Genomic DNA, 21,560 nt, shown 5'->3' with positions numbered 1-21,560 from the left:
GGGTTATATGAGAGAAAAGACAGAACACCAATTAGAAGAAGTATATCAAAACCATCTAAATTCTCCTGGTTCTTTTAGAAAAAAAGAAAGTCCAGAACTTTATAATATGTGCAAAAACTGTGAAAACTTTGGAGGTAATAAACATGATTATAAAGAGTGTAGACAAATGCAATGTTTCAAAAATTGGCTTGCATTAGAATATCTTGATTGGATTAATACTTATTGAACATATAAATTTAACTGCAATTTGGCATATAAATATGCTGAAAATACAAAAGAATAGGAAGTACAAACTATTGAATCACTTTAAACGTAACCTGTCGACCGCTCTAATTGTGGCATTATTAGCTGCCAATGTGAGCTTTCCTTCTATAACTATTAACGCTGCCACTCAGTCCAACAAAGCGACTTCTTCAAATTTAGCAACAGACTCCGATTGGGATGAAGATGAACGCCTGGATGAAGAAATGGAACTTTATAACGATATTTCTTTGCAGCTTGTCGATACTGAAGCACCTATTATCAAAGAAATTACTGTAGATAACGATATTTCTGAATTGCCAGGAACTGTAAATTTCACTGTTGACATTGAGGAAGAAGATTCCGGTTTGCGAGAAATTTGTGTGCGGATCGAGAGCCTTGATTCCAGCCGATATGTAAATAAGACTTATAAGTTTGATGCTGAGAATTATTCCGGTGAATACGAACTGGAATATACATTCACAGATAAAACAATTTCTTCCGGTTATTGGCAGATATATGCTTATGCCGCCGATAACAACTATAATTATTCTGGTGGATTCGAGACTTTTAACTCTGCAAAGTTTTATATTAACGGAAACACGGATTTTGAGCCACCAACTGTCAAAGATGCAAGGATTGTTTCTGATAAGATTTATGCGCCAGATGATATTGTGGTTGAGGTTGAAGTGGAAGACGAGTCTGGAATTAAAGACATTTCGCTGACTCTAATCGGAGAAGATGATCACGGCAATCAGTCAAAAGTAAGTAAGACGTTTCATTTTGACCCAGATAATCTGCAAGATACATATACATGTTCCGTTCCGATTCAAAAAACTTACGTTTCTGGCACATATAAAATCGGAATGATTACTGTATCGGACGGTATGAACAACTGGACAGATGGATTTATTAAGTCAGAATGGTTAGAAGAATCTTGTGAAGTAGTGAATTATTGGCGAGATGATTATGTGCCGCCAGAGGTAACATCGGTTGTATTTGATGCTGTAAATGGTCGTTCACCATATATTTTAAACATCACAGCTAATGTTGTAGAGGAAGGCTCTGGTTTATCTTCCATGGCTATTAGATTGTTCAATAAGGACACGGATCAGTTCAAATGGGTATCATTTCCTGTAAATCAGAATGGTGGCAAATCGGGCAAATATGAGACTTCTGCTGAGTTTACTGATTTTGATAATCCGGGCGTTTGGGTGATTGATTGCGTTGTGATCAATGATGCTGTTGGAAATGATAATTACTACGAAGAGAATTTTGGATGTAGTTTTGAACTGTTGGAACCAGTTGAGATGATAGGAATTTATATCAAAAATCTCCCGACAAAGAGAGAATATCTTGTAGGAGATGAGCTAAATCTTGAAGGATTATCCGTGTTTGGACAATATTCGGACGACACAGAAAGAGAACTGTTCGTATATGCGAAATCAAAATTCGATTCTTCTTCGGTTGGTGAAAAAGAAATTGTAATCACATATGATGTGTTTAAGACTTCCTTTGCTGTGAATGTAATTAAGTCAGATAATATGGAAGATAATATGCAAGATGAGGACATTAAGCAACCAAAACCGGACATTGACGATGTAAAAGTGAACATTCCAACACCAAAAGTGGACATTGAGCAGCAGGTTCCTTCTTCATCAAGTGGAAAATCACACAGTTCCGGTGGCTCAGGTGGCGGATGTGGCAGTTCTTCCTCTTATAAGACAGTTGCGACACAAACTGTAAATACATATCCAACTATAACTATGGCTTACACGAATTATATTTATGATGGCATATGGCAGCAGGAGTTGGACGGTAAATGGAAGTTTATCAGCAACGGAGAAGAGGTAAAATCCAACTGGGTCTTCCAGAGTGATAAATGGTATCTCATTGGAAGCGACGGTTATATGATAACCGGCTGGGTACAAGTAAATGGTATTTGGTATTATTTATTCAAGGACGGAGCAATGGCAAGAAATGAGACTTTCATCGGTGAAAAACGTTATATTTTTGCCGATAATGGAGCGTTAATTGAAAATTGACTAGCGAAAATAGAGAAAGGCGGTGCTTATTTAGCATCGCCTGAGTCTGATTTTTTATCATTGTCTGATATTTGTTTATGCTCATTGTTAAACACAATAAATTCATCAATACATTCGTCAATTTCGGAAATCGTTTTTGTATATTGTCGTTGCAATTCATTTATAGAGTTGGAGAATTTTTCTTGCAATAGTGTGACATATGCCATTTTTTGTTGTGTTTGAGATGGTAGCTTTGAACCTTGTCCAGTTGAAATGGTATTTATTATATCTTTGTATGCTTGTATCTTTTTCTCATGATTCTTTTGTTGCTCTTGCATTTCGATTCGTTCTCTCGTACGTCGTCTGGAATTCTGAGCTTGTGTTGTAGATATTGGTATAAATTCATTACATATCTGTTCAGCAATAATATCATTTGGTGTACAATTAAATTCTTTACATAATGCCTCCAATGTATCAAACTCAATACGAGATGTGGTGCCATTGTATAATTTTTCAGCGGCATTGTAGGAAATATGAATAGCAACTGCAAACTTATTTAATTTATCATACTTTGAATCAACGAGTTTTTTTATGTCGATTTTATACATAATAAGACCTCCATAATATTTAATCCTAGAGTTCAATGTTAAGTATAACACATATTGAATCAGAAAGAAATTGAATTCACTTTAAAAAATAAAATTATTTTAAGATTAAATGCTTAAATTAAACCTTGACATTTAATCTTAAGTGTAATATAATCAAGACAGTCAAAGAAAAACAAACAAAATCTTATGGAAAGGAGGATGCAACAGTGGAAGGCGGCTACAGAAAATTCGACGTAATTTTAGTAGACTTTGGTGATGATGTGTTGGCTGGTGAACAAGGCGGTATTAGACCGGCAGTGATTGTACAGAATAATCTTGGGAATTTACATAGTCCAACAACTCTTGTTTTTCCATTCACAACGCAGAAACGAAGTTTGACTCAATCTACGCATTCTTTTTTCCGTGCGAATGAAAAATACGGTCTTACAAAAGATTCATATCTCTTAGGAGAAGCCATTAAACAGATTTCTGAACTCAGAATTCTTAAGAAGCTTGGTAGAATTGTTGACAAGACTGGTCAGGATGAGATTCAGAGAGTGTTTTTTGCAAACTGGGGTCTGTAATAGAGGAGGATGATTATGAATTATGTCTTAATGAGTGTTGAGGATGCTAAGAAATTGGCAAAAAAGGATGCGGTGGTATTAGTCGCCGTGAATGATTTGGAAGATCCAAGGGCGGTCAATTCGTTTACCAAGAAGAAGTTTTTGGAATGCGAAAGCATGATTAAAGAAGCTGAGACTGTTATTTCTGTTTGCGATGACTTCATAAAGCAGCTTAGATGTTATACAGAGAGGCAGGATAACTTTCCGGATTTACGGTTGAAGGGGAAAGAAGGTGTCATTCTCTTTCGACAATAATTTCCAGGAATTTCCATTTCTGGAAAAAGAAACCAAACAAATGTTCGAAAAAAGTACTTGACACGGACATGTGTTCGGTCTATAGTAATTATTGGAAATAAAAAAAAGATGTAGCCGGACAACGGTGTTGGCGCACCATATGTTGTCCGAACCACATCAAACACACACGCTGATATTTGCCGGGACGAAGTGTTGACGCACTTCCCCTCTATCAATCGCATATTTATAATACATAGTTTTTATCTAAAAGTCAATATTATATCAAATTTTTCATGCGATTTCAGCATTATTTCCGACAAAATTACAACATATTATGACAAAAAACAATATCATTGGGCATTCGCCAAGCGGTAAGGCGCAAGATTTTGATTCTTGTATTGCACTGGTTCGAATCCAGTATGCCCAGCTCCCTGTGTGGACGCGCAGAGGGGTGTAATAAGTTTACCATTATTACGGTAACTATTGATTGTAACCTCTATGTTTAGAGGTGAAATTCCAAAAAAGAGAATCCTATTGTATTACGAGGATATCTGAAGATGTTAATAACAAAAATAAAATTTATAGAAACATAAAACAAATGTTCGAGCATACATCGACGGTGGACGCACCAGAGATGTGTATGGACGCTTACTTCAGTTGGCAGAAGGTCAATCTCATAAATTGATAGTCCGGAGTTCAAGTCTCCGAGCGTCCACTAACAATAAAATTGAAAGGAAGTGGTCATAATGGATTACGTTCTCACGAATGGCAAAGATTATGTCATTGAAAATCCACAGAAACCGGGAGAGTATCTTCACACAACTTATTCGGTAAACGCTAAGAAATTCACTTATCAATCGGCAAGAGCTTTTAAGAATCGTGCCAGAGAGAAGTATTCCTGGGTAAAGGATTATTATCTTGTAGAAGCTGAATCGTATGAAGTTCCAAAGAATCAGCATTCGCTCAACTATAAAGGAAATGCTGATGTGTACATTGGATCCAACGATATCGAGTTTGATGAGAAGATCCTCGATCAGATTTATGAGGAAGCTCATAACATCATCGGACTTGCTGGTTGGGATATGAACCAACTTAATACATATTATAACATCCTTAATTCTGCACTGAGCAAATATGATTGTGCCGAGACGGATATTGTACATGCCTTACAGGGTTACAAGGAGAAGCACGGTAAAAAGCCACAGGCTCACAAGATGGCAAAGATCGGGTATCTTCTGGAAGATGTGCGGGGCAAGCACAAGAGGATCAAACAGCCTATTCGTTATGTGCAGGTAATGCAGGATGCACTGAGCAAGAATTATTCGATTGGTAAGCTGAAAGAAGAACTTTCCAAAGTAACCAATGTAGGGTACAGAGGACGCACTGAATACTATAAAGCAGTGTTAAATATCTTAGGATAAAACTTTCCCCGTATCGGAGAATGGTAAGTATATTACAGCAAAGGGGAAAGCGAGATGACAGAGGTAGATATAAAATGGGTACTCAATAATCTGAGCGCAAAACAGAAAGAGATTATTGAGTTTTACTGTAAGGATGATTCCAGAGAGCTTCGCAAAATTGGAATAAAAACATGGATTAAATTTGGAGTACCGCAAAGTGATTATGGCGACTTATATGACGATGCCGTAAAGGTTCTGATTGAATCCATTGCGTTTTATGATCCGAAAAAGGAATCGAAGTTTTCTACCTATCTTAGGACAAACATCAGGATGTCCGCCGGAGAGTGGTATCGAAACCGATATTTACGAGCGAAAAGAAATAATCTGGTGATTGAGCATGGAAAAATCAAAACAGAAAAAGGTTTTGACGGCAAAGAACGACCGATTATTATTCCGAATGTCTGGTTGGATGCAACAAATGAAGACGGAATGGATATGAAAGAAATCATTCCGGATAAAACAACGGTAGAAGATGTGGTCTTTGGCAGCCTTGAAATTGAAAAAGATTCACGTTTAGATCAATACTTACATAAACTTCCTATAAGGTTACGGAGAGTGGCAAGACTTTTAGCATTGGGGTATACACGCCGGGAAGTAAAAAATCATTTACATATCGAAGATAAAGATTTTGCGGATATTATGGCGGGTCTTAAATCCTACGAATACATATCAATATTCTTCAAAAAGGAAGGATAAATACGGAAAGGGAGTAATCAGATGAAGAAACTTATTGTTGGTGTAAAAAACGATACACAGACAGACGGATACAGTTTGAGAGTTTTAACAAAAAAATTCAGTCGTGGAGAGTTCGACAAGGAGTATATCTTACAGCGTGCAGCAGGTTGTTCTACCGATGCTTGTAAGAGCGGTCTGATTACTTCCGTCGTAAGAAATGAGAAGATTGATTCCATTAAGCTCTGTGAGGAACGTGTTGAAGACAATAACTGGAAATTGTGGCTGATTGACGGTTTGCAGAGATTAACTACCTTTGAAGAATATTTCAATAACGCTTTTGCAATTTCCAAGAAACAGAAAAAATCCATTGTTTACTACAAGGACAAAGTCAACGGCGAGGAACAGCTTATTGAATATGATTTACGTGGCAAAAGATATAGAGATTTACCACAGGCAATTAAAGACCAGATTGATGATTACATTCTGAATGTTGATATCCATTTGGACTGCACGAAAGAAGATATGGCTTATGATATTGAGCGATATAACCAGAATGTCCCGATGAATACTAATCAGAAGAATTTCCTGTGTATGCTCAACACCGCTTCTGATATTAAGGATCTTGCTAATAACCATGTATTCTTCAAAGATTGCGGCGATTATAAAGGATATGAAAAACCAAAGGGAATTATCGAAAGAGTTATTACTGAGGCTATGATGCTGATGTTTCACTTTGATTTATGGAGTAAAGGCAAGAAGATGAATGAAGTTCTTGATGCAAATGCTTCTAGCGCAGAGTTCAGCATCTTTGAAGGTGAATTGGATGACCTTTCAGAAATTATCGACCATGATACAACAGGTCAGCTGTTCAACTCCAAGAACTCTTTTATCTGGTTCGCAGCGTTCAACAAATTTACCGATTTTGATTTACCGAATGAGCGGTTTGCAGAATTTTTAACTGCTTTCCAGGATAGATTACATAGTGAATGCTTTGATGAATATGAGCAGAAATCTTTTGATACATATGATAATGGTAAAGGAACCAAGGATAAAAAGGTCGTAGCTACCAAATTGGACATGCTTGAAAAATTAATGAAAGACTTCTTTGGTCTGAACGAGGAAACTGAAGAACCGATTATTGAGAAAAACTTCGATGTTGATGAAGTCTGTGAAAAACAGGAAGAAGTGGTTGAAGAGAAAGAGAATGATCCTGTTGTAGTAGAAGAATCAAGTGTGCCAACTGCTGAAGAAATTGAGAATCAGAAGACATTGGATTTTATTAAAGCAGAGGTTGATCCAGGCGCAATTATGAAAGATGTTGAGGATTTTATGGATATTGTCAATGACGACAACAGTTTTAAGTTTGACTCAGCAGTTCTTACCGTAAGCAAAACAGTTACCTGCGCATTGATTGCATATTCATATCTGCTTGATAAGGATACAGAGTTCTTCAAATGGGCGAATGATATCTGTAAAAAAGGCAGAACATTTAGCTTGAACGACAGAATTAACTACATTTGCCTAAAGAGAGAATTTGATTCCTATATTGATGACTTAGACGGCAAGAATGTCGCATAAAGGAGAACATACATATGATCACAACAGTTAAATTATCAGATATCAAAATCCCATACGCTTTTTCTAAGACTACTCCAAAGCCGGAAAAGGTACAGAAATTCAAGGAAGAATATGAGCAGACACACGATTTTGCGAAGAAAATCCGGCTCACCAAAGAGAAGCTTCTTACGGACGGATATGCAAGATATATCGCACTGAAAGAACTCGGTGTTGACGAGTGTGAGGTGAGAGTGTCTACATCGTCAAGAATGGAGCAGGATAAAGAGCTTAAACAGCCTATAAAGACCTATAAGGAGAAGCTGACCACCTATATCTACGGTTTTCACCCAAACAACCACAATGATAACAAAGAGTATGTCTGGCGTGTCCTTGACAGTAAGAAATTTGCAGAATTCAAGCAGCGGGTTCAGCCTGGAGATACGGTATTTGTCAATACAATCTTTGGTGTGAGTCCACTGGTTGTTACCAAGGTTTGCACTGAGGTTAGAACAGATCTCAAAGGGAGAATCAAAACTGTGGCAAAGACAAAGATTTTAAAAGGCGGTGAGAAGAATGCAGATTAACGTGGATACCAGATTCAATGTGGGCGATGAAGTTTGGGCGATAAAAATGATTCCGAAATATGAAGTGTGCGACGTATGCAAAGGCGAGAAAGTGCTTCATTTTGCTGACTACGACTGGAAATGTCAGAAATGTGGTGGAAGTGGAAAGTTGCATAAGAACAAACAGAAAGAATGTGTATGCGAAAAAGCTAAGGTAACTTCGATCACTGTGACGGTGACCAAAGAGGGTATGAACACAAGATACCGAGTCAAACTTGGACAGAAGCATAATTCGAAATATGCGGAGAATCATCTGTTCCATTCAGAAAAAATCGCTAGAGTTTGGTGTGAAGTAGAGAATAAGAAGTTGAGAGGAGAAGAGAAAAATGCAGATTAAAACTAAATATAATGTAGGAGATAAAGTATGGATTTTTTATCCAAGCGGTAAGAATGGTAAAAATGAATCTTCTAATGATATTAAAAGTGGCATTGTAACAGCAATACATATGAATGTACGAAAAAATGAGAACTGTAGTGTCGTATACGAAATTGAACTTTTACCAGAATACAACATCCATGTCTTACCAACCATCAGAGATGAAGAAAATATGTATTCTAATATTGCAGAAATTTTAATCAAAGCAGCATATGGTAGTAAAGAAGTTCAAGAAGCCTACGAAACACTAGGAAAAGCACTCGGATTAGTGTAAAACCTTCAAATTTTGTTTTCATTGGTTTTTGGGTGTTGAAAAAGCCAATAAAATCAAGGGTTTTGCGTGGTTTACATAATATAAAAATAAAGAAAAAGGAAGTATGATTATGGGAAATTGTAAAGTAAAACAGTTTGTGAATTTAGTGTTAAATGGAGAAGCAATTGAGGATGCTGCCAAAGAATCTGGTGTCGGAGAAATGAAAATGATTGATGTATTAAGAGAAGTTTCTTGTAGTGGTTATGCCGAAGAAATGTCTAAGGTGATTGCAGGTGTCAAAGAGGTAACTCAGACCGTGAAGGAACTAGATAATACACTTATGGATTTAGAGAAGAAATAACTGTAATTACATAAAGTCTGGCTGATTTCGGTCAGCCAGATAATCAATCAAAAGATTGCGGGTGAGGAGTTTCACTCTTTGCATGAAGTTGAAGATTATTGCATCAGTGAATTTGAAGATTGCGCATGTAATGTTGCAATTTATGATTTTATGATTATAGATTCGAATGAAAGAATTTCTATTACATGTAGCAAGATTGATGGTGCTATAAAGGTGGAATTAAAAGTTTGATGAAAGCGATATTTCAAAGGAATTGAAAAAGAGAGGAGAAAACACATGGACGGATTTATGGAGTTTAAAAAGGCTTTACAGGAACATTTTAACGAAATGCAGAAAGGTGCAGAGAAATTATTCGAGGTTGCTGTAGATAAAGACGAGTTATGGAATACATATCTGAATAGTTTTCCAGCCGGAACGAACCCAATGTTTCGTGATAGAACTGAACATGATTGTAGTTGCTGCCGCTACTTTATCAAAAACATCGGTGCAACAGTTGTTATTAAGGATAACAAAATTCACACTATCTGGGAGCTGAATCTGAGCAATGAAACTTATCAGACTGTTAGCAATGCACTGGATGCATTTGTCAAAGCACACGCCGTTTCTGATATTTATGTAAGTAAGTTTAATAAAATCGGCACGGATCATAACTTTGAGGAGATTAACGGCAAAGCGCATCGTTGGGATCACTTTTTCTTAGAACTTCCGAATAAATTTGTAAATGCAAGCGACAGATCCAACGAGGAAATTAAAGGTCAGTTTAGAGATACTAGAAATGTATTCAAGCGTTCATTAGACGAGATTACTATGGATGCCGTAGATACTGTATTGGAGCTTGTCAATTCAAACACTTTATACAAAGGCGAAGAGTGGAAAGGCGCGCTGACAGAATTTAAGAAATACAAGAAAGAATATGATAACCTTGCATCTGCCGAGGACAAAGCTCTGTATACTTGGGAGAAATCTATTACCGCTGGTATGGCTATTGGGCGTATTAGAAATCATTCTATTGGAACTCTGTTAATCAATATCAGCGAAGACATGGATCTCGACTTAGCAGTTAAGAAGTATGAACAGATTGTTGCTCCGGCAAATTATAAACGTCCAAAAGCAATCTTTACGAAGAAAATGCTTGAAGATGCGAAGAAAACTATTGGTGAACTCGGCTATATGGATTCTTTGCAGCGTAGATTTGCCACTCTGAACGATATTAGTGTGAACAACGTGCTGTTCTCTAATAAAAATGCTGCAAGAAAAATGGCAGGTTCCATGGATATTTTCGATGAAATGGAAAAGGATGTTGTCGTAAATCCGAAGAAGTTCTCCAAGGTAGAAGAAATCTCCGCACAGGATTTTGTTGATAAGGTTCTCCCGACTGCAAGAGAAATTGAAGTATTTGTAGAGAATAAACATGAGAAGAATTTCGTATCTCTGATTGCACCAGTCAATCCAGACGCAAAGACGATGTTCAAGTGGAATAATGGGTTGAGCTGGGCGTATAGCGGAAATATCACCGATTCAGATATGAAGCAGAATGTAAAGGCAGCAGGCGGTAATGTTGATGGTGTCCTGAGATTTTCTATTATGTGGAACGAAGGCCAGAATGATAATAGTGATCTTGATGCTCATTGTATTGAGCCAGACGGCACACACATTTATTTCGGGTCATTTAGAAAACCTAGCATGACTAAAATGGGTGGTCAGCTCGATGTGGATATTACTCAGCCAATGTCACAGATGCCAGGTAAAGCATCTGTAGAAAATATTACATGGGGAAGTATGTCTCGCATGAAACCTGGTGTTTACAAATTCTTCGTAAACCAGTATTCAGCAAGAAGTAGTAAAGGATTTAAAGCAGAGATTGAATTTAATGGAGAGATTTATTCTTTTGAATATAATAAACCATTAAGAACAGATTCCAATGTCGATGTTGCAGAAGTAACACTTGATGCTAATGGTAATTTCTCAATCAAAGAAAAATTAGCCGGAAATTCTTCTATTTCAAGTCGTAACATTTGGAACGTGGCAACAAATCAGTTTGTTCCGGTTTCTGTCATTAGTTATAGCCCGAACTATTTTGACGCACAGGAAGGTATTGGACATAGACACCTGTTCTTCTTCCTGAAAGATTGCATTAATAACGAAAATCCAAATGGATATTATAATGAGTTCTTAAAGAATGATTTAGAGAAACATAAGAGGGTATTCGAGGCTTTAGGTGCGAAATGTCATGTCGCAGATACAGATGATCAGCTTTCAGGAATTGGTTTTTCTATGACAAAGAGAGCAGATTTAGTAGTAAAAGTTAAGGGTGCAACTGAAAGAATTATGAAGATTAAATTTTAATATAAGGAGTGTATTATTATGAGCGAGAATTTATTTGTATTAGCAACCAAAAACAACTATCAGTTTCCATTTAGAGGAATGATCAATGTAATCGACCTCTGGGATTTATCTGTACAGGATCTTGATTCAGTATTCAAAACTCTGAATCGTGAAGTAAAGAAATCCGAAGAGGAAAGTCTTTTGAGCAGCAAATCCAAAGAGGATGAAGTGATTGCAAATAAGATTGAGATTGTGAAGTATATTGTTTCTGTTAAACTGGCTGAAAAAGAAGCTAGAGAAAATGAGCGCAAGAATAAAGAGACGCGTCAGAGACTTCTTGAAATTAAGGCTAAGAGACAGGATGCTGCATTAGAGAATATGTCTGATGAAGAGTTAGACAAGATGCTTGCACAGCTTGGATAATCAGAGAAATAATATAGGACTGGTTGGTTCATTGCCAGCTAGTCCTATTTTTATAATTTGGAGGAGAATATGAAGGTAGCATTAACAGGTCATAGACCACAAAGACTGGGACTACCAGAAAATATTGAAGAGGACGCATGGGAATCAATAGAAACATGGGTTCTAAAACAACTTGTTGAACTATATAAGATATCTCAAAGTAACGGAGAGGATTTAACTGGATATTGCGGTATGGCATCAGGATGTGATATTGAGTTCGGATATATCTTATCCGTGATTCGTTCCATCGAAGACAACGTGAAATTAACATGTGTTCTGCCATGTAAAGCCTACAACGCTTCGCATCCATTTTATAATTATTTAAAATCTGAATCCGATGAATGGATTGAACTTGTTGATGAGTTTTATAAAGGTTGCGACAATGTGCGTGATCAATATATGGTTGATCATTGTGATGTTCTTCTTGCTGTTTGGGACGGAATTAAATCTGGCGGTGTATGGTCTACAATTCGAAAGGCACAGAAAGCCGGTAAGCAGATTATTTATTGTCCAACAGAAATTTTGAAAAGAGAATAGAAAAATAAAACGTTGGTTTCAAATCGGAGAGGACAAACTAATGTATAAAACTTTAAAATCTAATGATAATTTCTCTAATAAATGTTCCACATGGATAATAGCGTATTGTCTTGATTCCAATTCGTTTTTTGCAACAAATGAGAGATTTTTCTTTTGGGAATACGAAGTTGAATTCCATTCAGAAGATGATGCTATTAAATATTTCAAAAATCATTTGGAAAAGTTCTGGAATATAAGAAAAGAAATTTTAGAGAAATGTGGCGGATGGAGTATTAATAGTGATATGTGGCTAGAAAATACAAAAGAAAAATTCTGATTTTCGACCCGAATGGATGGTGTTGCGACAGGGTGAATAACTGGTCACACAGTGCTGTGACAGCAGCAAAAGATAAGGTGGATTATCAAATCAAGAATCATGGAGGTGAAAATGTTCAATAGAGAATTATTCTATGGCTTATGTGAGAAATATGGCGTAGAGTTATCTGATAAACATGATCGGCCAATGATTAAAGAGAAAGATGGAGCACTGAGACCGTTGGAAGATAATGATGTATTTCATTTATTGGATATACCCGACGATGAAATCTACCTTTCATGAGATTGTAAAGGAGAATAAAAATGAGAAAATACTTATTTATTGCACTTGCAGCAGGTGTATTGGCTCTGAGCGGATGTGGAAGTTCGGAGCCAGTACATGTCAACGTAGAAAATAGTGAAAAATTGCAAGGAAACACATTTGGAAAGACTAATCTTATAGAGATTGGCGGCAAATTATGGTACGACACAACAACTAGAATTGTCTATTTTTGGAATGGTTATTTAGGTTATACAGATTATTCAACAACACCATCTCCATATTATGCGCCAAATGGTAAACCATACAGATACAATCCAGAAAATAACGCATTTGAGGAGATTGAGTGATGAATAGCTCGGATAAATATTTCAGAGAAAAAGATATTAGAGAGTTTCTTAAAACACACGTTTGCGCACCCAGTTTTGATGGGGCGCAGTTACTCTATATAGATGAAAACGACAGGTGGGCGGATATGTTAAATGCTTTACCAGTGTATACAAGAGAGAAGATTACAAATGAAGTTTAAAGGAGATATTATCATTACCGATCCTTGTTATATCTGCAAACCAAAAGATTATTCACAGAAAATTGGTGAAGAACCGAAGCATAATGATTATTTTCCATATGCGGATGAAAAAGAATATCCCGATGCGATAGAAGTAGTTGTTCCAGAAGAAGAAATTCCAGACTTTATCAAGAATATGCGAGAAATTCTTAAAAATGCACGTCCAGAGATTGTGCAACCACCATACACCGAATGGCACTCAAAAATGTACGACGCTTGCAAAGAAAAATACGATAAAGCATACGACAAATATTATGAAGCCAACGCAAGTGATTGGGAACGAACCGAGCATGGAGAAAATATGGAAGTCCTTGGTATTCAAACATATCTTTGCCGAGATACCTTATACGGAGACTGGAGCTGCACGACTTTTGATTCTGATACAAATGAACAAATTGGTGAGTTCTGCGCAGATGCCGGAATGGTAGGAGTATTCTTATTAGACGAAGTTCTTCAGTATAATCCTGATTATAGAGATTATACTGATTGTCCCGGCGCTGTAACTTTGATCAAGGATTTTGACGGAGATATTGAAATTATGGTCGTCCAGGATGAAAATGGAGAACCAGAGGTAAGAGTTATTGGTAATGGTAATATCAATTTCTACACCAGGCAAACAGGATTTTAGGTGACAATATGAAGTTTGAAATGCACAGATATGACGGTACACGAAACAATCCAAAAGAGACAGAATATCTCAGGGTGGAATCGGATATTCACTTTGACAAGGAGTGGATATTTTGCGGCAAACCATATATTCACTTAATTGCCAACAAGGATAATCCTATGAGCTTTTGGGAGAAATATTCTATTGGAATCGGAATTGTGGATATGGATGATTACAGCATCGGTTACATTTATCAGCCAACAGAAGAACAGTTCTTCGATGTGCTACACGAACTGGTTAACTGGATGCATGATTTGGAAATGGGATTGTGTCTTTATGATGATTATGTGGACAAGCTGGAATCCGGCGAATTCTTTCCGGTTCTGAATTGTAAAAGAATGGAGTGGTAGGGATGATTGCGGAAGAGCTGAATTATATTGCACCAAATGAGGAAATCGAGGCAGCAATTCATTTGTTGGAATCCAATGGATATGTAATTGGAAGAAATTATGATCATTTAGTTGGCAAATGGGTCGCATTTCATCAGGAAGGTATGAAACCTATACTACACGGTAAGGTGGAGAAAGTATTGAGAGCAGAAGGCAATGGACTATGTAGGGTTAGATGTTCAAACGGTGTAATGCGATGGGTCTACGCAACTGAAGCGTTGGAATTTTTCTACACAAAAAGAGAATGTTATGGTAAATACGAAAAAGGAAAGTGAGGAATAAGATATGGATACAAGCGATTTAGCAAAAAGAATGAAAGAATATGAAGCAAGAAATAGACATTACCTTCAGAAAAGGATTCCAGTAATTATCCGTCTTGATATGAGATCTGGACATGCCTTCACAAAAGGTTTTGAAAGACCATTTGACGAGATTTTCATTACCGCCATGCAGGAGACAGCAAAATATCTCTGCGCAAATATTCAGGGATGTAAATTATCTTATCAGCAAAGTGATGAGATTTCATTAGTATTAGTTGACTATGATGATATTAATACAGATTGTTTCTTTGACTATAGAGAAGATAAATTATGTAGTATCTCAGCAAGTATGGCTACTATGGCGTTTAACAAGGCTTTTCAAGAAGCTATTGATTGTGCATATCTGAAAGAGTTCCATAACATAAATAACACTCAGCCATTCAATCTTGAAGCATGTGAAAATCTGCAACCTAAATACAAGAAATATCATTTCAAAGTCGGCAAAGCAATGTTCGATGCACGCTGCTTTAATATTCCAAAAGAGGAAGTAACGAACTGCCTGTACTGGCGGCAATTAGACAGCACTAAAAACTCAATTCAAATGGTTGGACAGGCTAACTTTTCTCATAAGGAATTACATGGAAAGTCCTGTAATAATATCCAGGATATGCTGATGACCCAGAAAGGTATTAATTGGAATGATTTTCCAACTTATCAGAAGAGAGGAAGTTGCTGCATCAGAAACTATATGGTGTCTGAGCCGGATGGGTGCAGAATGTATGATATAAAAGCCGACGAACATGAATGGATTATTGATAGGGAAGTTCCTATTTTCAAAGGCGAAGGTAGAAAGTATATCGACAGATTAATCTACGTTGGAGAATAAGATATGACGACAACGAAGCGACTCACAGATGAACAGCGAAAAATGGTTGAAGAGAACTACGGGTTAATCAAGGCATACTTTAAGCGGCATTCTCAGCTTGTGTATGAAGAATGGTACGATGTCCTTTGTATTGCATTATGTAAGGCTGCAATGAGTTATAAGCATGAAATTGGTGCGTTCAGTACATATGCTTTCAAATATTTTCATACTGAAATATTGTGTAATTTTCAAGTCGTACGTGCTCAGAAAAGGCAGACAGAAAAGCATCTTGTCTACTATGAGGGCAGAAATGATTACGAGGATGACGATGAGGCTGAGTCTTACAGAGAGCAAATTTTGTTCCGGCTGGCAGAGAAACATAGTGTAGAGAACGAAGCTATTTCGCGGTGTATGTTGGATGAGTATTATCGTGCAAAAGACACGACTGGTAACGATCGAAAGATTTTTGAATTGTATAAGCAAGGTTATACTCAGGCAGAGATTGCAGAGAAACTAGGTTGTACAAAGGCAAATGTATCCTGGGTAAAAAGAAAAATAGAGAAATATTTAGAGAAAGTTTCTTAGAAAGGAGAAACGAACATGCATTATTGTGTACAGCTATTGACTAAAAATTTACCAAGCGAAAAAGAAATTGAGGATATTATGCGTCCGTATAATTCTACACTTCTTTTTGAAAACTGTGAAAACGAAGACGACATTGAATATCCAGTTTTTACATATGACTATTATTTAATTGGTGGTAGATATAAAGCCAGAATTAAAATGAAATGCGATACAGATGATAAAGAAAACAAAGATTATTATAATTGGGGTTTTTATGACCCTGATCCTAGAAACGGAAGATTGTTTTGGTCTAGTTTACTGACAACGCTTAAAGAAAATATTAAACCAGCGTGGTGTTTTAGAGAAGAAGATTGGTTTATGAATATGGGATTTGGCGACCGATATATGTTGGTTGATGGAGCCAGATTAAAAGACGTTGTAAATTTTGATGAAATTGCAGACGATGGATATATCTGTATCTTACCAGACGGATCGGCTATTGCAAGAGAATCGTGGAACGGTCACATGTTTGTGAAAGATGAGGATTTTGACAGCAAGCATCTGAAAGCGCTGAAAGATAACATGGACGGCTTTATCACAATTCTTGACATTCACGACTAAAAATTTAGTGTTGAAACAAATTTTTCATAGGAGAATAATTATTATGTATGATTTTGATGATATTCAGATTTGGGGTTCTAATATTCCGAATGAGGTGAAATTAGTGCTAGATTCAGTAGATAAGAAAGTAAAAGAGTCTTTTGAAAATGAACAGCAGAGACAGGCTTATCAGATTGGTGTAGATAACACACTGTCGCTTTTAAAGCAACTCTTTAATAACGGCGTCAGAAAGAATAATATTACAATTTATTATCCTGACACAGAGACAACAACTGAATTAACAGTTGAAGACATGGTAAAATGGGCCGAAAATTTACCGGAATGGACGGCGTGAAGCAGTAAACAAATAATTATCTATAGATCGAATACGTTCAAATTCTGAGCGCAAATTCCAAATAAGGACAACTAAATAATGAGAAAAATTATAATAAGGAAGGAGAACACCTTATCCTAGTGAAACTAGGTTGCTATCAGATTAGAATGGTGAATGATGGCGTAAAGTAAAACGGAGATAGAATCGTTCAAGAGGTTAAGAAACTTTTGGAAGATGAAGCGTTTAAGCGAATCATGCAACAAAAAAGCTAAAGAAAATTCTAATGAATTTACGCTTTCTTAAAAGGAGAAATGAATGAAAATCATTGTTGATGAACAACCAAAATATAAGGGTGACTGTGCCTTTTCTCATGAAACTGAAACGGAATATCTGTGTATGCTCAAGTATCATGGAAGATGTTATGGGAGTCCATGCCGTTATTTAATGACATTAGAAGACTATCTACGAGAAAATATGGACGATAGCGAAGTTGCAAAATTGGAAGATATGCTGGTCAGATAGGAGAACAATGATTAAATTCTGGAAAGAAGATTTTGAGTACGTCAGTCGCTTTGGCTCAAATAACAATTACATATACGAATTTTACGTTCGTGGAGAATCAGCCAATTATCTGATGAATCACTACAGGTTGAAAAATGGATGCGTATTTATATGTTTCAATTCCTCTGACAAGAGTTTCATTGTTACTAGTAGTGATAAAAATGGCGATGTAGAAAATGCGCATACTGGAAATGACGACGACAGGGAAGATCTATATGATGCAATAAAAGATCAAATCGACGCAGATCTTAGAAATTATGAAGAATATATGTGAGACGATTGGTATCACAGAGATAGTCGGTGGAAGTAATAGATGTTTTATTTCATTAAAAAGTGGAGGAAAAGAAAAATGAATATTAGAGAAGAACAGAAAGATTTATTTGTTGTACCACAGGGATATTATCTGGCTCATTGTATCAGCGGTGATTATGCTTTAGGGGCTGGAATCGCAAAACAGTTTGTAGACGTATACAACATGAGATATAAGCTACACAGCCAGTATCCGATTCCAGATGGTGAGAAATATGCTCATGTTGGAAAGGCGATTCTAGTGGATAACGTATTTAACCTGGTAACAAAACCACGCTGTTTTCAGAAACCAACATACGAAACATTATATGATGCTTTAGTAGATATGAGGGATTATTGTGAGGAATATGATATCGTAAAAATTGCAATGCCTCGTATTGGCTGTGGTCTTGATCGGCTTGAATGGGATAAGGTGTATGACATGCTAGAAACTGTATTTTACACTACCGACATTGAGATTTTGATTTGCACATTATAAAGGAGAAAAATATGGCAGAGATTAAACCTAGATATTTGGTGATGGTCACTGCCTCTGCGAACAATAATAAATACTACAAACAGATTCCTCATGGTGATAGCTGGACTGCCGAATACGGTCGTGTAGGAAGCAGTCCACAACGTAGAGAATATTCTATGAGTCAATGGGAATCAAAGTACAAAGAAAAACTTCGCAAAGGATATGTTGATCAGAGTGAATTGGTCGAAGATTTGATTCAGGTTGAAAAACCAAAGAAATCAGAATATAGAGAAATTGAAAATAAGGCTATTGCAGAGATTGTTGAGCGATTACAAGCAATGGCGAGACAGGCAATTAGCGATAACTATACAATTTCTTCAAATAAGGTGACGCAAGCAATGATTGATGAGGCGCAAGACGTTTTAACCAGTCTGCTTAACGCTACAAAGATTGAAGAGTTCAATAATATTCTATTAAAGCTTTTTACGGTCATTCCTAGAAAGATGGGAAATGTTCAAGATTATCTTGCTGATTCCAGCAAAGATTTTTCAAAGATTATTCAAAAAGAACAGGATTTGCTTGATGTAATGAAAGGTCAGGTTGTCCAGAAACAGGTTATTGAAGAATCAGATGTAGAAGACAATGACAAATCTGCGAATACGATTCTTGAACAGCTTGGTTTGATTTTCGAAGAATGTGACCAGAGAGATATTGCAATAATTAAAGATGCTCTTGGTTCATGTTCCGATAGATTACATAAAGCTTGGAGAGTGAAGAATTTAAAAACGCAGAAACGATTTGATGAATTTGTAAAAGAGAATAATATTACAGATACCAAGCTGTTAATTTCATGGAAGCCGTAATGAAAACTGGTGGTCAATTATTAATAGTGGGCTTGTGTTGAAACCAACTAATGCGGTTATCACCGGTAAGATGTTTGGTTATGGCATTTACTATGCACCAAAAGCACGGAAATCTCTTGGATATACAAGTTTAGATGGCAGTTATTGGGTAAGAGGCAATTCCAGATTTGGATTTATGGCATTAATGAATGTGGCCTACGGGAAACCATATGATGTCTATTCGTTCGACAGTAAATACTACAATTTTGATTATTATAAATTGCAGAATGCGTGTCCTGGCGCGAATTGTTTACATGCTCATGCCGGAAATATGCTGCGAAATGATGAGATTATCGTTTACAAAGAAGAACAGTGTACCATCAAGTATTTGATTGAATTGAGGTAAAAGATGGAACCATGGAAAGAACTTTACTTTAATTGTAATGAATGCGAAACGCCAATTAGTCAATGCGATAAAAACGGATCATATTATTAGAAAGATATGAAACTGGCGTACAAGAAAGGCTATGCGCAAAGAATTAAAGATGTGAAGCATTTTGTATTGAGCGACGAAGAATAAATACAAAGATTGTGAGGTAATTATATGGAAGAATATTTCAAATGGAAGATAATTTTAGACTATGTTGTACCACTTGGAATACTTGGCATAATCGGTATCGTTTGTCTGGTTTATATTGTATGTCAGGCTGTCAAAGATATCAGGGTAGCACATTTCTTTGAGAAAAACGGATATACCAGGGAAGTATTTGGCGTAGCTTCTTTTGGCGGCAAGACATATTATGGATGGGTTAGAAAAACTGACAATATGCGAGTTGACGAAAGTGCTTTGAGTGGTATGTCGTTAAAAAGAATTAGAGAAAAATATAAGTAGGTGAAATATGGAAGTATTAGCACAGACAGAATATCAGGACATGTACCGCATTAAAGATGGCGTTCTGTTAGTCGTCAACAAATTCACGAGAATGGAAATTCCAGGTGTAGATTTTCCATTAGTATCGGGTGATGGAAAAAATAGACGCAAGTACAATAAAAATTGCCAAGATGCACTTCAAATTCTAAAGAAAGATTTCGTACATGAAAAATCTTGGATGGAAGACAAATGGCAAGTATCGGCTGGCACTGTACTTTATCATCGGCAGCCTATTCAGGTTACAACCGATAAATCAAAGTGGAAATATGAGATCAAAACAACAGGCACAATGTTTAGCGGTACATCAGCCGAAATGATGGATATACTACGAGAAATAGAAGGAGTAATCAATGGCTGAATTAAATTGGGTTCCAATTAAAAACAAGAACGACTATCCATCACGGATCGGTTTCGGCAATCCTGGCACGAATTGTTGGAATTCAGAGAAGGTTCTTGTGCAGACTAAAAATGGCGATATGTTCATAGCCGAATTTTGGCAGAGTAGATATTTCGATGGAGATATAGAAAGCGCATGGTATTCATACGGCACTGGTGGGCGAAAAATGAAGGTCAAAGGTAAGGTTGTCGCATGGGCGAAAGTCGAACCGTATGTAAAAGAGTAGGTGAAATGTAATGTCATACTGGACATATATCAATGGAACTGTAACAGTTAGTTCTATGGGAAGAACAACCGAAGAATCAGAATACATCTTAAAGACTGTACTAAATCATCTGCCAAGAGTAACCGGCTCAGAGGGTGATATGGATGTTTATATCGTTCGGAAAAATGGCGATTCATCATCTATTTCCTGTGATGAATTTGGTCAGAGGACAAATAATTTGATCACTAACCGAGGAATAAAGAGTCAGCGGTGTGGTTGGTTAAACGTGCAAAATGAATATATTCTTGTTGTCAACGGATCACTGAGAGATAGAGAGTTTGAACAGACATACAGAGAATTTATCAAATGGTTCATCAGATTATGCAAGCGTGTCACTTGCCAAAATGTTCTTGTAGAGATTTGGAATGGTTGGGATAAGCGAATACTTATTCAGAACCGTAACATTCAGAATGAAAAATACTCCTGGCAGAGCGTGTTTGAGGCGATTCATGAGTGTCCAACTTGGTGCAATGATAGCAAGGAAAAATACAAAGAACCTAACTGGTGCGAGTTCTTAATGTGGGAAAGTGCCAAGGATTCAAGATATCCGATGATGTTGGGGTATAAATATTTCCGTGACAAAGAAAACGACAATGAGGTTCAGCGGAGAATAAGATATCAGGATAAAGGGTGAGGTGAT

Annotated in this window: 34 protein-coding genes and 2 tRNA genes; 35 read left to right on the top strand and 1 reads right to left on the bottom strand. The window is 36.7% G+C overall.

Annotated elements, in window-relative coordinates:
- Positions 1-7: 7 nt before the first annotated feature.
- Together DWZ40_RS19265 and DWZ40_RS08745 are read left to right on the top strand one after the other, a co-directional pair.
- Entirely contained in the window at positions 8-226 is a 219-nt protein-coding gene (locus tag DWZ40_RS19265; RefSeq protein WP_147354162.1) for a hypothetical protein, read from the top strand.
- 70 nt (positions 227-296) lie between these two features.
- Positions 297-2,285: a bacterial Ig-like domain-containing protein gene (locus DWZ40_RS08745; RefSeq protein WP_182431674.1), complete on the top strand. Its 1,989-nt coding sequence runs from the start codon at positions 297-299 to the stop codon at positions 2,283-2,285.
- 26 nt (positions 2,286-2,311) lie between these two features.
- Here the strand turns inward: DWZ40_RS08745 and DWZ40_RS08740 are convergent, their stop codons facing one another.
- Positions 2,312-2,872 carry a helix-turn-helix transcriptional regulator gene (locus DWZ40_RS08740; RefSeq protein ID WP_118542666.1) on the bottom strand — a complete coding sequence of 187 codons (561 nt, stop codon included), beginning with the start codon at positions 2,870-2,872 and terminating at the stop codon, positions 2,312-2,314.
- Positions 2,873-3,078: 206 nt separating this feature from the next.
- On the opposite strand from DWZ40_RS08740, the gene DWZ40_RS08735 reads away from it, so the two are divergent.
- From DWZ40_RS08735 to DWZ40_RS08575, 33 genes are all read left to right on the top strand, one after another.
- The gene (locus DWZ40_RS08735; RefSeq protein WP_182431673.1) at positions 3,079-3,435 is read left to right on the top strand and encodes a type II toxin-antitoxin system PemK/MazF family toxin; all 357 of its coding nucleotides are present in this window, start codon (positions 3,079-3,081) and stop codon (positions 3,433-3,435) included.
- A 15-nt stretch (positions 3,436-3,450) separates the two neighbouring features.
- Positions 3,451-3,729: a hypothetical protein gene (locus tag DWZ40_RS08730; RefSeq protein ID WP_118542664.1), complete on the top strand. Its 279-nt coding sequence runs from the start codon at positions 3,451-3,453 to the stop codon at positions 3,727-3,729.
- Positions 3,730-4,062: 333 nt separating this feature from the next.
- Positions 4,063-4,135: transfer RNA gene (locus DWZ40_RS08725), tRNA-Gln, on the top strand.
- A 215-nt stretch (positions 4,136-4,350) separates the two neighbouring features.
- Positions 4,351-4,423: transfer RNA gene (locus tag DWZ40_RS08720), tRNA-Met, on the top strand.
- A gap of 31 nt (positions 4,424-4,454) precedes the next feature.
- Positions 4,455-5,129 (top strand): hypothetical protein, encoded by a 675-nt coding sequence (locus DWZ40_RS08715; protein ID WP_118542663.1) that lies wholly within the window; start codon positions 4,455-4,457, stop codon positions 5,127-5,129.
- 54 nt (positions 5,130-5,183) lie between these two features.
- The gene (locus DWZ40_RS08710) at positions 5,184-5,864 is read left to right on the top strand and encodes a hypothetical protein (protein ID WP_118542662.1); all 681 of its coding nucleotides are present in this window, start codon (positions 5,184-5,186) and stop codon (positions 5,862-5,864) included.
- Positions 5,865-5,885: 21 nt separating this feature from the next.
- Positions 5,886-7,421, top strand: a complete 1,536-nt coding sequence (locus DWZ40_RS08705; RefSeq protein ID WP_118542661.1) for a hypothetical protein — start codon at positions 5,886-5,888, stop codon at positions 7,419-7,421.
- A gap of 14 nt (positions 7,422-7,435) precedes the next feature.
- A complete protein-coding gene (locus DWZ40_RS08700) occupies positions 7,436-7,984 on the top strand; it encodes a DUF5839 family protein (RefSeq protein ID WP_118542660.1) in 549 nt (182 codons plus the stop codon).
- Positions 7,974-8,360 carry a hypothetical protein gene (locus tag DWZ40_RS08695; RefSeq protein ID WP_118542659.1) on the top strand — a complete coding sequence of 129 codons (387 nt, stop codon included), beginning with the start codon at positions 7,974-7,976 and terminating at the stop codon, positions 8,358-8,360. Before DWZ40_RS08700 ends, DWZ40_RS08695 begins: the two co-directional genes overlap by 11 nt.
- A complete protein-coding gene (locus tag DWZ40_RS08690) occupies positions 8,350-8,673 on the top strand; it encodes a hypothetical protein (protein WP_118542658.1) in 324 nt (107 codons plus the stop codon). Before DWZ40_RS08695 ends, DWZ40_RS08690 begins: the two co-directional genes overlap by 11 nt.
- Positions 8,674-8,782: 109 nt before the next feature.
- Positions 8,783-9,013: a hypothetical protein gene (locus DWZ40_RS08685; protein WP_118542657.1), complete on the top strand. Its 231-nt coding sequence runs from the start codon at positions 8,783-8,785 to the stop codon at positions 9,011-9,013.
- 276 nt (positions 9,014-9,289) lie between these two features.
- Positions 9,290-11,359: a hypothetical protein gene (locus DWZ40_RS08680; RefSeq protein ID WP_118542656.1), complete on the top strand. Its 2,070-nt coding sequence runs from the start codon at positions 9,290-9,292 to the stop codon at positions 11,357-11,359.
- A gap of 18 nt (positions 11,360-11,377) precedes the next feature.
- A complete protein-coding gene (locus DWZ40_RS08675; RefSeq protein WP_118542655.1) occupies positions 11,378-11,761 on the top strand; it encodes a hypothetical protein in 384 nt (127 codons plus the stop codon).
- Positions 11,762-11,830: 69 nt separating this feature from the next.
- Positions 11,831-12,337: a hypothetical protein gene (locus DWZ40_RS08670; protein WP_118542654.1), complete on the top strand. Its 507-nt coding sequence runs from the start codon at positions 11,831-11,833 to the stop codon at positions 12,335-12,337.
- Between the two features lie 40 nt (positions 12,338-12,377).
- Positions 12,378-12,653 carry a hypothetical protein gene (locus DWZ40_RS08665; protein ID WP_118542653.1) on the top strand — a complete coding sequence of 92 codons (276 nt, stop codon included), beginning with the start codon at positions 12,378-12,380 and terminating at the stop codon, positions 12,651-12,653.
- Positions 12,654-12,955: 302 nt separating this feature from the next.
- Entirely contained in the window at positions 12,956-13,261 is a 306-nt protein-coding gene (locus tag DWZ40_RS08660) for a hypothetical protein (protein WP_118542652.1), read from the top strand.
- A complete protein-coding gene (locus tag DWZ40_RS08655; protein WP_118542651.1) occupies positions 13,261-13,440 on the top strand; it encodes a hypothetical protein in 180 nt (59 codons plus the stop codon). The genes DWZ40_RS08660 and DWZ40_RS08655 overlap by 1 nt, the downstream gene beginning before the upstream one ends.
- Positions 13,430-14,107, top strand: a complete 678-nt coding sequence (locus DWZ40_RS08650) for a hypothetical protein (RefSeq protein WP_118542650.1) — start codon at positions 13,430-13,432, stop codon at positions 14,105-14,107. The genes DWZ40_RS08655 and DWZ40_RS08650 overlap by 11 nt, the downstream gene beginning before the upstream one ends.
- An 8-nt stretch (positions 14,108-14,115) precedes the next feature.
- The gene (locus DWZ40_RS08645) at positions 14,116-14,496 is read left to right on the top strand and encodes a hypothetical protein (RefSeq protein ID WP_118542649.1); all 381 of its coding nucleotides are present in this window, start codon (positions 14,116-14,118) and stop codon (positions 14,494-14,496) included.
- Between the two features lie 2 nt (positions 14,497-14,498).
- Complete coding sequence (locus DWZ40_RS08640; RefSeq protein WP_118542648.1) at positions 14,499-14,810, top strand: hypothetical protein; 312 nt, start codon at positions 14,499-14,501, stop codon at positions 14,808-14,810.
- A 10-nt stretch (positions 14,811-14,820) separates the two neighbouring features.
- Positions 14,821-15,681, top strand: a complete 861-nt coding sequence (locus DWZ40_RS08635; protein WP_118542647.1) for a tRNA(His) guanylyltransferase Thg1 family protein — start codon at positions 14,821-14,823, stop codon at positions 15,679-15,681.
- A 3-nt stretch (positions 15,682-15,684) separates the two neighbouring features.
- Positions 15,685-16,245: a sigma-70 family RNA polymerase sigma factor gene (locus DWZ40_RS08630; protein ID WP_118542646.1), complete on the top strand. Its 561-nt coding sequence runs from the start codon at positions 15,685-15,687 to the stop codon at positions 16,243-16,245.
- Positions 16,246-16,260: 15 nt separating this feature from the next.
- Entirely contained in the window at positions 16,261-16,845 is a 585-nt protein-coding gene (locus DWZ40_RS08625; protein WP_118542645.1) for a hypothetical protein, read from the top strand.
- 43 nt (positions 16,846-16,888) lie between these two features.
- Positions 16,889-17,179: a hypothetical protein gene (locus tag DWZ40_RS08620; protein WP_118542644.1), complete on the top strand. Its 291-nt coding sequence runs from the start codon at positions 16,889-16,891 to the stop codon at positions 17,177-17,179.
- A 294-nt stretch (positions 17,180-17,473) separates the two neighbouring features.
- Complete coding sequence (locus DWZ40_RS08615; RefSeq protein ID WP_118542643.1) at positions 17,474-17,680, top strand: hypothetical protein; 207 nt, start codon at positions 17,474-17,476, stop codon at positions 17,678-17,680.
- A gap of 7 nt (positions 17,681-17,687) precedes the next feature.
- On the top strand, positions 17,688-17,993 hold the full coding sequence (locus tag DWZ40_RS08610; RefSeq protein WP_118542642.1) for a hypothetical protein: 306 nt from the start codon (positions 17,688-17,690) through the stop codon (positions 17,991-17,993).
- A 75-nt stretch (positions 17,994-18,068) separates the two neighbouring features.
- Positions 18,069-18,506, top strand: a complete 438-nt coding sequence (locus DWZ40_RS08605) for a macro domain-containing protein (protein ID WP_118542777.1) — start codon at positions 18,069-18,071, stop codon at positions 18,504-18,506.
- Between the two features lie 11 nt (positions 18,507-18,517).
- The gene (locus DWZ40_RS08600) at positions 18,518-19,348 is read left to right on the top strand and encodes a WGR domain-containing protein (RefSeq protein WP_118542641.1); all 831 of its coding nucleotides are present in this window, start codon (positions 18,518-18,520) and stop codon (positions 19,346-19,348) included.
- A gap of 34 nt (positions 19,349-19,382) precedes the next feature.
- Positions 19,383-19,733 (top strand): hypothetical protein, encoded by a 351-nt coding sequence (locus DWZ40_RS08595; protein ID WP_243035283.1) that lies wholly within the window; start codon positions 19,383-19,385, stop codon positions 19,731-19,733.
- A 198-nt stretch (positions 19,734-19,931) separates the two neighbouring features.
- Entirely contained in the window at positions 19,932-20,219 is a 288-nt protein-coding gene (locus DWZ40_RS08590; protein WP_118542639.1) for a hypothetical protein, read from the top strand.
- Between the two features lie 7 nt (positions 20,220-20,226).
- A complete protein-coding gene (locus DWZ40_RS08585) occupies positions 20,227-20,616 on the top strand; it encodes a hypothetical protein (protein ID WP_118542638.1) in 390 nt (129 codons plus the stop codon).
- A complete protein-coding gene (locus DWZ40_RS08580) occupies positions 20,609-20,881 on the top strand; it encodes a hypothetical protein (RefSeq protein WP_118542637.1) in 273 nt (90 codons plus the stop codon). The genes DWZ40_RS08585 and DWZ40_RS08580 overlap by 8 nt, the downstream gene beginning before the upstream one ends.
- A gap of 10 nt (positions 20,882-20,891) precedes the next feature.
- Positions 20,892-21,554: a hypothetical protein gene (locus tag DWZ40_RS08575; protein WP_118542636.1), complete on the top strand. Its 663-nt coding sequence runs from the start codon at positions 20,892-20,894 to the stop codon at positions 21,552-21,554.
- Positions 21,555-21,560: the final 6 nt, after the last annotated feature.

Origin of the sequence: Clostridium sp. AF32-12BH, assembly GCF_003477935.1 — a bacterium.
Lineage (GTDB): Bacteria > Bacillota > Clostridia > Lachnospirales > Lachnospiraceae > Brotaphodocola.
The sequence above is the reverse complement of the archived record's forward strand: the minus strand, read 5'-3'. Positions and strand labels throughout refer to the sequence as shown.